Annotated in this window: 11 protein-coding genes and 1 tRNA gene; 6 read left to right on the top strand and 6 right to left on the bottom strand. The window is 39.8% G+C overall.

The features are described 5' to 3' along the window. Positions 1–163 precede the first annotated feature (163 nt). The 3 genes from Q0H92_RS05895 (at position 164) to Q0H92_RS05905 (ending at position 3,225) form a co-directional block, all read left to right on the top strand. On the top strand, positions 164–1,369 hold the full coding sequence (locus tag Q0H92_RS05895) for a CotH kinase family protein (protein WP_296012887.1): 1,206 nt from the start codon (positions 164–166) through the stop codon (positions 1,367–1,369). A 96-nt stretch (positions 1,370–1,465) separates the two neighbouring features. Continuing rightward, complete coding sequence (locus Q0H92_RS05900; RefSeq protein WP_296012890.1) at positions 1,466–2,167, top strand: iron-sulfur cluster assembly scaffold protein; 702 nt, start codon at positions 1,466–1,468, stop codon at positions 2,165–2,167. An 11-nt stretch (positions 2,168–2,178) separates the two neighbouring features. After that, entirely contained in the window at positions 2,179–3,225 is a 1,047-nt protein-coding gene (locus tag Q0H92_RS05905; protein ID WP_296012891.1) for a GGGtGRT protein, read from the top strand. A 260-nt stretch (positions 3,226–3,485) separates the two neighbouring features. On the opposite strand, the gene Q0H92_RS05910 is transcribed toward Q0H92_RS05905, so the two are convergent. The 3 genes from Q0H92_RS05910 to ade are packed head-to-tail and all read right to left on the bottom strand — an operon-like array spanning position 3,486 to position 8,397. Further along, a complete protein-coding gene (locus Q0H92_RS05910) occupies positions 3,486–4,208 on the bottom strand; it encodes a DUF6675 family protein (protein WP_296012893.1) in 723 nt (240 codons plus the stop codon). A 3-nt stretch (positions 4,209–4,211) separates the two neighbouring features. Continuing rightward, the gene (gene lon / locus Q0H92_RS05915; RefSeq protein WP_296012895.1) at positions 4,212–6,617 is read right to left on the bottom strand and encodes an endopeptidase La; all 2,406 of its coding nucleotides are present in this window, start codon (positions 6,615–6,617) and stop codon (positions 4,212–4,214) included. A gap of 49 nt (positions 6,618–6,666) precedes the next feature. Beyond that, on the bottom strand, positions 6,667–8,397 hold the full coding sequence (ade, locus tag Q0H92_RS05920) for an adenine deaminase (RefSeq protein WP_296012897.1): 1,731 nt from the start codon (positions 8,395–8,397) through the stop codon (positions 6,667–6,669). Between the two features lie 116 nt (positions 8,398–8,513). On the opposite strand from ade, the gene Q0H92_RS05925 reads away from it, so the two are divergent. Both Q0H92_RS05925 and Q0H92_RS05930 read left to right on the top strand, forming a co-directional pair. After that, positions 8,514–8,675: a hypothetical protein gene (locus Q0H92_RS05925; protein WP_296012899.1), complete on the top strand. Its 162-nt coding sequence runs from the start codon at positions 8,514–8,516 to the stop codon at positions 8,673–8,675. A 14-nt stretch (positions 8,676–8,689) separates the two neighbouring features. Next, complete coding sequence (locus Q0H92_RS05930; protein ID WP_296012901.1) at positions 8,690–9,115, top strand: hypothetical protein; 426 nt, start codon at positions 8,690–8,692, stop codon at positions 9,113–9,115. A gap of 25 nt (positions 9,116–9,140) precedes the next feature. Here Q0H92_RS05930 and Q0H92_RS05935 read toward each other — a convergent pair whose 3' ends face one another. The 3 genes from Q0H92_RS05935 to Q0H92_RS05945 form a co-directional block, all read right to left on the bottom strand. After that, positions 9,141–9,776 (bottom strand): hypothetical protein, encoded by a 636-nt coding sequence (locus Q0H92_RS05935; protein WP_296012903.1) that lies wholly within the window; start codon positions 9,774–9,776, stop codon positions 9,141–9,143. Then, complete coding sequence (locus Q0H92_RS05940) at positions 9,773–9,943, bottom strand: hypothetical protein (protein ID WP_296012905.1); 171 nt, start codon at positions 9,941–9,943, stop codon at positions 9,773–9,775. Before Q0H92_RS05940 ends, Q0H92_RS05935 begins: the two co-directional genes overlap by 4 nt. Positions 9,944–10,081: 138 nt before the next feature. Then, positions 10,082–10,163, bottom strand: a tRNA-Leu gene (locus Q0H92_RS05945). Between the two features lie 132 nt (positions 10,164–10,295). Here Q0H92_RS05945 and Q0H92_RS05950 point away from each other — a divergent pair. Then, positions 10,296–12,011, top strand: coding sequence for a capsule assembly Wzi family protein (locus Q0H92_RS05950; RefSeq protein WP_296012907.1), 1,716 nt, complete (start codon positions 10,296–10,298; stop codon positions 12,009–12,011). Positions 12,012–12,050: the final 39 nt, after the last annotated feature.

Raw genomic sequence — 12,050 nt, forward strand, 5'->3', positions numbered from 1 at the left:
CTAAGCTTCTGGTTACCGAATAGGCGGTAACTAGAATTAATGGTACAATGATTATAGTTCATTGTCAAGAGTACGGGGGGGGTAAAAACAGTTAAAAAGTTGAAGAAAAATGCAAATAATGCTATAAAAAAGTATGCAATTAAAAACAAACTCTTTTTTGCACTTGGCAATTCTAGCAATTCTTTCTGTTCTTTTAATTCTGATGTTTTCAAATTCGTCAAAAAATCAGATTACGCCAGAAAAATGCAAGGAAATAGGACTTCCTGTCATGCACATTGACACAATGGCAGGCAAAAAAATAAATTCAAAAATAAACTATGTAACGGCAATGTACGAAGCCGAAGAGCTTTCAGGCTCATGTAAAATCCGCGGACACGGAAACACAACATGGCAGACAAGGGAACTTTACAAAAGGCCATACCTTTTAAAGTTAAACAAAGCCGCCCCGCTTTTTGGAATGCAACAATCAAAAAAATGGATTTTAATGGCAAACACTGCTGACAAAACCTCGCTTAGAAATGAATACGCTTATTTTCTTGCAAGAAATGTCTGGAACAGAATGAAATGGACTCCAGACGCAAGGTTTGCCGCAGTTTTTATAAACGGAAAATTCAACGGACTTTATCAAGTTACAGAAAAAATCGAGTATGAAAAACTTTCTCTTCCAAAAGACTCATTTCTCGCAACTGTAAATTCAAGGCTTAATAAGGAATGGAATTTTTGCACATCACGCGGAACAAAAATCAGCATAAGAATGGAAGAAAAATCCGAAGCAGAATACAAGCAAATGGAGCAGATAATCCAAAATGCCGAAGATGTGATTTTTTCACCTGATTTCAAATCCGCGGAAAAAGGCTGGCAAAGTGTAATCGACGAAGATTCATTTGTTGACTGGTATCTTATAAACGAATTTACAAAGAACCACGACGCAAAATTTCAGGCTTCCTGCTATTTTTATTATGATTCGCAGGCAAAGAAAATTTTCATGGGACCGCTCTGGGACCTGGATATTTCATGCGGAAACATAAGCTACGACGGCTGTCAAGACCCGGAAGGATTTTGGATAAACAAAGATCAATGGTACAAGAGGCTTTTTGAAGATGAATATTTTGAAGGAAAAGTCGCAGAACGATGGAACGAAACAAAACAAGAGCTTATTTCCTCTTTCGACTGGCTTGAAAACGAGTCAAAAAATGTAAAACCTTTTGTAATGCTAAATGATTCAGTCTGGCACAATCTTGGAAAGCGACAATGGCCTCATGCTCCCGGCTGGAAAAACCGCAAAACTTACGAAAGCGAAGTTGACTATATGGCTGACTTCCTAAAAAAACGTGAGCAATGGATGAGCAATGCATATTCCGGCAATTGAATTTCCATTTTCAAAGTGATATAATTTTTGCCAAGATTCCGGCAGGCTTACATTTTTAGCCGGATTCATATTTCTACATATCTCGAGGTAAACGGTATGAAGTACACTGCAGAAGTGGAGCACATGTGCCCGTTGGCAAAAGGTGCTTATCACGGACCTGCTCCCATCCCTGAGGAAGGCGCATGGGTTCAGGCAAAGACTCAGGAAGATATTTCCGGTTTCACACACGGAATCGGCTGGTGCGCACCACAGCAGGGCGCCTGCAAGCTGACTCTCAATGTCAAGAACGGAGTCATCGAGGAGGCTCTTGTCGAGACAATCGGATGCTCAGGAATGACACACTCGGCAGCTATGGCTTCTGAAATTCTCATCGGAAAGACAATCATCGAAGCCCTTAACACGGACCTTGTATGCGACGCGATCAACACCGCGATGCGCGAGCTTTTCCTTCAGATTGTATACGGACGCACTCAGTCCGCATATTCAAAGGACGGTCTAAAAGTCGGAGCCTCCCTTGAGGATCTCGGAAAGAATCTCCGCTCACAGGTCGGAACAATGTTCGCAACACGCAAGACAGGTCCGCGCTATCTTGAGATGACAGAAGGATATGTTGAGACTTGCGCCGTTGACAAGGACAACCAGATTATAGGTTACAACTGCATCAACTTCGGAAAGCTCATGGACGCGCTCAAGGCCGGAACAGATCCTAAAGAAGCAATCGAAAAGGCACGCACACACTACGGACGCGTTACAGAAGATCAGGGCATGGTCAAGCTCATCGACCCTAGAAAGGAATAAGGAGGAATACAATGGCAACATTATTTGAAGATTTTGAAGGTCGCATTCCTCAGGTAAACAAGACTCTCAAGGAATATGGATTCGCGGAAGGAGAAGCAGGACTTCAGGCTGCACGCGATCTGTGCAAGTCAAAGGGCTTTGATCCTTATGAAATCTGCCAGTCAACACAGCAGATCTGTTTTGAAGATGCAAAATGGGCTTATGTTCTCGGCTCTGCAATCGCTCTCAAAAAGGGTGAGAAAGCCGGAAGCATGACAGGAAGCGAGGCAGCCGCAGCAATCGGAGAGGGACTCCAGGCGTTCTGTCTTCCAGGCTCAGTAGCCGATGACCGCAAAGTAGGTCTCGGACACGGAAACCTTGGCGCACGTCTTCTTTCCGAGGAGACACAGTGCTTCGCATTCCTTGCAGGACACGAGTCTTTCGCCGCAGCTGAAGGTGCAATCAAAATCGCTGCGAACGCAAACAAAGTCCGCAAGAACAAGCTCCGTGTAATCCTGAACGGTCTTGGAAAGGACGCAGCGCAGATTATCAGCCGCATCAACGGGTTTACATACGTTCAGACAAAATTCGACTACTTCAACGGAAACGGAACTGACAAGGCTCTTACAGTCGTAAAGGAAGTTCCTTACGGAAACAATCCTGACCGCCTCATCGTAAAATGCTACGGCGCTGACGATGTGCGCGAGGGAGTCGCAATCATGTGGCACGAGAATGTCGATGTCTCAATCACAGGAAACTCCACAAACCCGACAAGATTCCAGCATCCTGTCGCAGGAACTTACAAGAAGGAGCGCCTCCTTGCCGGAAAGAACTACTTCTCTGTAGCTTCAGGCGGCGGAACAGGACGCACACTTCACCCTGACAACATGGCTGCAGGTCCGGCTTCTTACGGATTTACAGACACATTGGGCCGCATGCACTCTGATGCACAGTTCGCAGGTTCTTCTTCTGTTCCTGCACACGTTGAGATGATGGGCTTCATGGGAATGGGAAACAACCCGATGGTAGGCTGCACTGTTGCTTGTGCTGTTGCAGTTGCTGAAGCTTTCAAGAAATAAACTGAAAGCAATTCAGCAATAGTAACTGAAGCAGCCGTGCGAGTTTTTATGTTTTTTGCATAGCAAAAATGCGAGCATTGCGAGCAAATAAAAACTCGAGTTTCATCCGGAGGAAACGACGGATGAAAACTTGTACAGTAGCTTGCGCCGTTGCAGTTGCTGAAGCTTTCAAGAAATAATCTGAAAGCACTTTCAAGTGTAAAAAAAACACAAAAGCCGTTTGGAGTTTTCCAAACGGCTTTTCTTATACTCATATTGCTTCAATCTAAAAAAGATGTTGCAAAAGAACAAAATGCTTTTACTCGCGAAATAAAGGCAACTTCAATTCTATGCGTCAAGAATTTTATTTTGGGTGCTTTTGCCGCTCCGATTCCATAGATAATCCAATATCCGTCATATTTAAAGGCGGCAACAACAGACCTAAGATTATTTTCTTTTACACGAACAAAGGAAATACAAGCCATGTCATTTAAGTTTTTCGATTTATAAAGCAGAAAATTTTCATAATCCGTTTTTATAGAAATTTCCGCAGTGTAAACTTCAAAAGGCGGCATTGTCATATCAACAGTAAAACTGTGAATTACGTCAGCCTGCGAATCAGAAAGAATTTTGCAGTAAGAATAAAGCGGAGTTGTCGTCTTGTGGCGTTCCGAATAATAAGGAATTTCTGTATAAGACTCAACATTTGAAAGAAGCTCAGAAAGTTTTTTTATAACGTCATCGCCGTCATTTGCTTTTCGAATCTGAAGAACTTCCACAAAATAATGCGGATTCAATTTTCTAAGTTCATCAAGACAGGAATTTATTTCCGCATTTTCCACGTCAAGGCAAATATTTTTGTATGAGCTGATGTTCCGGATAAGAATTTCACCATTTAAAGCTGAATCAAGTTCCTGCTCCGAAAGTTTCGAATTAAACGGAAAAGCAAACGAAGCAGAAACGAGAACAAAAAATCTGGCAAAAAAAGCAAAGGCAAATTTCATACGCTAAAAGACAATGTCAATCACTTCCTGAACATGGGAAACTGGAATAAATTTTATTCCGCTTTTTACGTGCTCTGGAATTTCATCAAGGTCGCGGACATTCGCCTTTGGAATTATAATCGTTTTTATTTTGTTGCGTTTTGCGGCGACGGTTTTTTCCCTAAGTCCGCCAATCGGAAGCACCTGACCTGTAAGGCTAAGCTCCCCTGTCATTGCAAGATTCGGCTTTATTTTCTTTCCCTTTAAAAGCGAAGTGAAAGTTACCGCCATCGTAATTCCCGCGCTAGGTCCGTCCTTGGGTGTTGCGCCTTCAGGAATATGCAGATGAATTGTGTTTTCCTCAAACCACTTGCTGTCCTTGATTTTATTTTCTATTGCAAACAAACGGCTCCAGTTCATGGCAATCTGCGCACTTTCCTTCATAACATCGCCCATTTGTCCTGTAAGCTGAAGTCCGCCTTTAGAAGACTTAATCGCAATCGATTCCAAAAGCAAAGTGTCGCCGCCCATGCTCGTCCAAGCAAGACCAATCGCAGTTCCTGGAACAGAAGCAGTTTTTATCTGGCTTTCATCAAAAACAGCCTTGCCAAGATATTTTCTAACTTCTGGAATATCGATGCTGAAAATTTTCTTTGCAACTGCCTCGCCAATCTTTGCAGAATCAGACGCTCCATTTTTTTCAAGCTGGCTTACTTCCGCGGCGGCAAGTTTTCTGTTTATCTTGTCAATGCACTTTTCAAAATTTCGGACTCCGGCTTCCCTCGCATATTCAGTTGCAATCAAAGCCAAAGCCTGTTTTGAATACTTTACCTGATTCTTTTTAAATCCGTTTTTAACAAGATTTTTCGGAAGCAAATATTTCCGGGCAATTTCAATTTTTTCCTGATCTATGTAGCCGGAAAGTTCAATTATTTCAGCGCGGTCAAGCAAAGGCCGAGGAATTGTGTCCAAAGTGTTCGCAGTAAGAATGAAAAAAACTTTGCTCAAATCGAACGGCAAATTCAAATAGTTGTCGCGGAAAGTTGAATTCTGCTCAGGGTCAAGAACTTCAAGCAATGCGGCTGAAGGATCTCCCTGCGCGCTTGCATTCATCTTGTCAACTTCATCAATCATAAAAACAGGAGCTTTTGATTTTGTAATTTTCAAGCCTTCGATAATTTGCCCCGGCATAGAACCAATGTAAGTCCGCCTGAATCCTTTTATCTTGGACTCGTCATGCTCGCCGCCCACGCTGAATCTAAAAAATTTTTTGTTCATCGCATTTGCAATCGAACGTCCAACGCTAGTTTTTCCAACTCCCGGAGGTCCGACCAAAATCAGCACAGAACCTTTTCCGTCATTTTTGAGCATACGAACCGCAAGATATTCAATGATGCGTTTTTTTACATCTTCAAGACCGTAATGGTCATTTTCAAGAATCTTGGAAGCTTTTTCAATATTATAGTTTTCAAGCGGCTCGTCATTCCACGGAAGAGAACAAACCGTTTCAAGATAATTGCGGCTCATATTGTAGTCCGGGTCGTGCGGATCAAGCAAATGAAATTTTTCAAGCTCGCTGTCCAACGCTTCCTTAACTTCGCCTTTAAAATTAAACGATTCTATCTTTGACTTGAACTTCTGATAGTCGCTTGTCTTTGAATCTCCTGCGATTCCAAGCTCTTCCTGAATGCTTTTCATTTCCTCGCGCAAAAAATATTCACGCTGATTTTTTTCAACTTTTTCATTCAGTTCAGTCTGAATTTTTTTCTGAACACGGAAAATTTCCTGCTCTTTTTTTATAAAGACAAGAACTTGCTCCATTCTTTTGTGGACATTTGTCATTTCAAGAACTTTCTGCTGCTCTTCCTTGTCAATATTCAAAATCGAAACAATGAAGTCCGCGATTTTTCCGGGATGATCAATGTTCACCATGTTAAGACGCATTTCCTCGCTGAACATCGGATTGTTTTCGCTGATTTCCTTCATTTCGCTTATAAGAGCACGCGTAAGAGCCTTCACTTCAAAAGTGTTGTCCTCTTCATCCTCAAGATATTCAACAGCCGCGGCAATAGGATTTGAATTGTTCAAGACCTTGCGGATTTTAAAACGCTGCAAAGTCGAAACAAAAACATTCACGCCGCCGTCCGGCAAATTTATTTTTTTTATAATGCGGGCAACAGTTCCAACTTTATGAAGATCAACAACAGTCGGATTTTCCTTATCTTCTTTCAGCATGACGATTCCAATGAAACCGTCGCCTGCCAAAGAATTTTCAATAACTTTTATGTCCTCGGAATTATTTATCATAAGCGGCGTAAAAATTCCCGGAAAAATCGGACGGCCGCCAATAGGAAGAATATTAAGTTTTAAAGGAAGCTGAGTTTCAGCTGGAAGCCCTAGAATTTCTTTTTCGTTTGGTTGTTTTTTCATAAGCTATAATATAATCAAAAATTTAGAAAAATACAAATGACAAAAATTTTCAGTCGGCTTCAATCGAAGTGAATTCAAATTTATTGACATCGAAAAGTCCGCGCGGAGTAAGCTTTATTTCAGGAATTACAGGCAGGCTCAAAAATGAAAGCGTCATAAAAGGCTCAACTTCACGGCTGATTCCAAGCTCGTTCCAGGCAAGTTCCAAAAGATTTTTCAAAGTCTGGCTCACTTCCACAAAATTCTTGTCGGACATCAAGCCCGCAATCGGAAGAGACAAAGAGCCAATTACAGTTCCGTTTTTTACAAGAATAATTCCGCCGCCCATTTTGTTAAGTTCATTTATCGCAACAAAAATATCGTTGTCGTTGTCGCCTGCGGCAATAATATTGTGGGAATCGTGGGAAATTGTTGTGGCAATCGCTCCGCCGTGAATTCCGTAGTTTTCTATAAGACCTTTTCCGATTTTGCCAGTTTTTTTGTGCCGCTCCATTACAATAAGTTTTTGAATCTGCGGATTTTTTTTGCACTCAAAAATTCCGTTTGTCAAATTCACTTTCCGAATTTCGCACTTTGTTACAAGCTCATGATTTTTTAAACTTATGACTTTTGCATTTTCGCAATTCAATTTTATTGCTAAATCTTCTATTATAAACGGCTTGATATGAACTGAATGAGTTACAGCCTTGTCTACCCTATTTCGGATTTCAAAAACAGCCTTTCCGTTTTCCGCAGCGAGCTTTCCGCCTATAAAAACTTTTTCAGCTTTAAAATCCTCAAGATTATTAAAAAGCACAATGTCCGCGGAATATCCCGGCGCAATCAGCCCGACATCATTCAAGCCGTAGCATTCCGCAGCATTTATTGTCGCCATTGCAATCGCCGTAAAGCAGTCAAGTCCGTTTTTTACAGCGAGCTTGAGGTTTGCGTTTATATGCCCGAATTCAATTATATCCTGAGGATGCTTGTCGTCTGTGCACATCGCGCATCTTCTGGAATTTTCTTTTGTTACGGAAGGAAGAATTTCCGCTAGATTTTGGGCAGCTGAACCTTGGCGCAAAAGAACATACATTCCGTTTTCAAGCCGCTCCAAAACTTCCTGAGGAGAACTGCATTCATGGTCGGTTTTTATTCCTGCCGCGGAATACGCATTCAATGCAAAACCGCTCAAGCCGGGCGCGTGTCCGTCTACGATTTTCTGAGCATTTTTTGCCGCGCAAATTTTTTCAAGGACTTCAGAATCGTAGGAAGAAACTCCGGGCGCATTCATCAATTCTCCAAGCCCCAAAATTTCAGGCTCTTTTAAAAGCTCCTCAACTGCCTCTGAATCAAGAACAGACCCGGAATCTTCAAAATCGGTGGCAGGAACGCAAGACGGAATCATAAAATGAACTTTTAGCGGAACCCGGCGAGCAGAATTAATCATAAAGTGAATTCCTTCAGAGCCACTGACATTTGCAATTTCGTGAGGGTCGGCAATTACAGTCGTTGTGCCTTTTGGAACTACAAGCTGAGCAAAAGATTCCGGCGTGCACATTGAAGATTCAATATGAACATGAGCGTCAATCAGCCCCGCAACCGCAAAAAGCCCGTGCGCATCAATTTCAGCTTTTCCACGGTACGAGCCAACGCCCGCAATCAAGCCCTGCTCCACCGCAATGTCAGCATTTTTTACATTCCGCGTTATCGGATTTACAACACGGCAATTTTTTATTACAAGCTCCGCCTCGCATTTTCCAGAAGCAGCATTTATAAGGAGCGAAAGTTTTTTTGCATTCATGCTGAAATTGTAAAACCCGGCAAAAAAAATAGCAAGAAGTTTTTTAATTTTGCGTTTTAACAGAAAACTAACAGATTTTTAATCGTGCGTTAAAAAAGAAAATTTAAATATCAGCCATGACAATAAAAAAGCGCATTTTCATTTCCAATATTCTTATGATTGTAATTCCTTTTTTAGCAGGAACAGCCGCAACAATTTTGGCAGGACTTTTATTCTGGAACATTTTTTTCAGGCAATATATGGACGAATCCGTGGAAGACTCAAGCTTGCTTACGTAATGATGATTCACCAGATGAAATCCTACATAAAAAACGGAAAAACTGACAGCGAAAGTTTTCTTTCCATGCTCGACTATGCGGACACCCACGGAATTTTTCTTGAAGCAATTTCTGAAGACGGAAAAACAACGCGCTCAGTCGAAAGCCAGACTCCAGAAACTCAAAAACTAAAAGAATTTCTTTACGAGCTAGGCGGAAAAGGAAGCATAAATTCTGAAGGCGCAAGCATATACGGCACAAAAATAAAAATCGGCGAAAAAAACTACCAAGTCATAGTTTCCGGAAAATTCAACTGGCGGGAAAACGAAACCAACGAAAGATTCTTTTTTGCAATAATAACATTCATCGCAATAATCGCGCTCTTGGCAGTTTTTATCACAGACAAAATCCTAACAGAACTTTTGCTTAAAAGAATTTATGAAGATAAAAAAGACAGTTAATAATTCTTAAAAAGTCTGATTCAGGTTAACTATTAAAGTCAGGATTCAACATTTTTGGATCAAGTTTTTTAAACATAAATATACAGTCATTTTCTTCCTGCTTGCGGATTTTCTTATTTACCAAATTCAAATCATCAGTTCTTTTTAATTCCGTAAATCCCCAATTTTCATATATCTTTTTTACAATGGAATTTACTGCATACAAATACACAATATCAGTATTTCCTATAAGATTAGCAATATGATACAAAAGAGGCTCTATAACTGTAGAATAAATATAAGTTCCTATAGAAGTTGTTAAGTTAACAGAATTTTTTATCATATTGACTATGGTTTCATTAGTTGCTAGATAAGTTATTTGCAAAGCTGATATAAAATCGCTATGTTCTTTTCTTCCACTTTCAGAGACATAAGGAATTGGATTTAATTTTATAGTAAATGCCATTACAAGAAAATTTGAATCTTCATTACCACTATTTACTTTCACAACAAAAGTTCTAGCAGAACCTTCAGCCTCTTCTTTCTTTGCTAACTTTTTGAAATGCTTTGTAATTTTTATTTGTTCATGCGATGCTCTAAACCTATTTAAAAGATTTACATTTTTCTTTTCTTGAATAGACTCTAAGAGAAATTTATCAGTATTTAAAACTAATTCTTTCATTTTTTATAAGAAGAAAGAAACTTTGAAAACTCTCTCTCAAAATTTTCTTTTTCTAAGGAGGTCATAATAGGAGCTGTTGCTGGCCTTGCTTTTTTTATAAAATTAAAAACTTTCTTTCCTGATTTTCCACGAAGAACAAGAATGTTTGAAAATCTTGGCTTAAACATAAAATCCTCCGTATTTATTGAAATTGCTAATCAACATAAATATATTATAAACTTTTATTAAAATTGTCTAGTTTTTTTATTGCAAACAACAATTTCCAAACATAAAAAAAAAAGGACTGCAATCTAGCAGTCCTTAAGTGCGGAGAACCTGACTTGAACAGGCACAGCTTGCGCCACCAGCACCTCAAGCTGGCGTGTCTACCAATTCCACCATCCCCGCATTGCTTTTTGCAAAGCGTGATAATACTATATCAAGCTGAATAAATTATGTCAATAGAAAAACTTCAATTTTTTAAGTTTGTAAGAAAATTTACAGTTGATTCTATCACTCCAAAAAAGCTATAATCTACGCATGAAAAAAATCAACTTTATAATGCCAATTGCAATTTCCATTTTTTCAGCAGTTTTCGCGCAGGAAGCCCTAAAATCAACAGAAGAAGAATACTACGACTTTCTAAGCCTTACAGGACAGGCAGAACGCCCTACGCTCAACTACCGCACGCTAAGCGACAGCGAATGGCAGATTACAGACGAAAACCACATCTGGAAAGACAACAATCTTGGAACAAAACGCACATTGTACGAATCAGACAGCACAGAAACAAGCTGGTTCACAGCAGGAATTGACAGAAGCGTAAAACTCAAGCTCTACGGCCCGGAATGGTTCAATTCATACAACACAAAAGCCCCTTACGGTCAGAACGACGGCGCGCTCTGGCAAGGAAAAGGCTACAACACAAGCCTTACAGCCGGCGCAAGGATTGAAGCCTACGGACTGGAGCTGACATTCAAGCCTCAGGTAAGCTGGAGCCAGAACAGGGAATTTGATTATATAACACCAAACTATCCCAAAACAGATGCTAGCGGAAATCAAACCATTTATTCAGGCAAGGCCGCAAAATATGGTTATTATGGAGTTACTTCAATCGATGCTCCTCAAAGATTTGGAGATTCTTCATTTTGGACTTTTGATTGGGGCGATACAGAAATCCGTTATTCATGGAAAAAGCTTACAGCGGGTTTTGGAACACAGGCAATTTGGCTAGGACCAGCTCAATTAAACCCAATTATACACTCTAATAATGCAGCTACTTATCCTAAATTTGATATTGGACTTAGAAAAACACCAGTTTATATGCCGTATCTTGGATGGTATTTAGGAGAGCTTGAAGGACGTGGTTGGTGGGGAAAACTTTCTGAATCAGATTATTTTGATAATGACAGCTCAAATGATAGCAATTTAATTGCTGGCATTTCAGCCGCTTACGCTTTACCAGGAATCTTCCAAGGTCTTTCCATAGGCTTAAACAGAACAATGTTGAGCAAGTGGAACAACATTGACAGTTACAGCCTTTTTAGAATATATGCTCCACAAATGAATGGCGACTCTGATGCTGCCGATCAACGATTTTCATTTATTTTTGATTATCTGTTACCAACAGCAGGAATTGATATATACCTTGAATGGGCAAGAAATGATTTTAGCCCAAATATAGATTACATAATTCGATATCCATTTCACACTCAAGGTTGGACTTTCGGCATCCAAAAAGCCATTAAATTAAAAAGTAAATATGGATTAAAAATTCTTCTTGAACTAACCTATCTTGAATGCTCTGCAGATTATGACAGGCTCATTAATTGGTACTCAACATTCTATTCCCATAGCGAAATTTTACAGGGATATACAAATAAAGGTCAATGGCTGGGAGCAGGAATCGGAACTGGAGGCAACAGTCAGTATCTAGGATTTGAATTTTTCTTTCCAAAAGGTTCTGTAACTCTATTTGGCAGACGAAATAATCCTGATCTAGACTATACAATGTATATTGATTCAAAAAATGATTCTGAAAATATAAAAAAAGGAATTTTTAATGCAGAAGCAAATATACGTTGCAAACTTGATTTTGGAACTAGCTTTAATTATTTTATAACTTCGAAAACTTTTTTTACTTCATCTCTCGTTTTTGAGGATGACAGAAATTATTTGAATAAGTCAAAAAGTGATCATCATTCAGAGCATAGGTATAATTTTAATATAGCTGTGAGGGTAAAATATAATTTGTAACAGTTAGGTATAAAATTGAAAAAATCTCTTAAACTCAAT

Source organism: uncultured Treponema sp., from assembly GCF_934725225.1.
Lineage (GTDB): Bacteria > Spirochaetota > Spirochaetia > Treponematales > Treponemataceae > Treponema_D.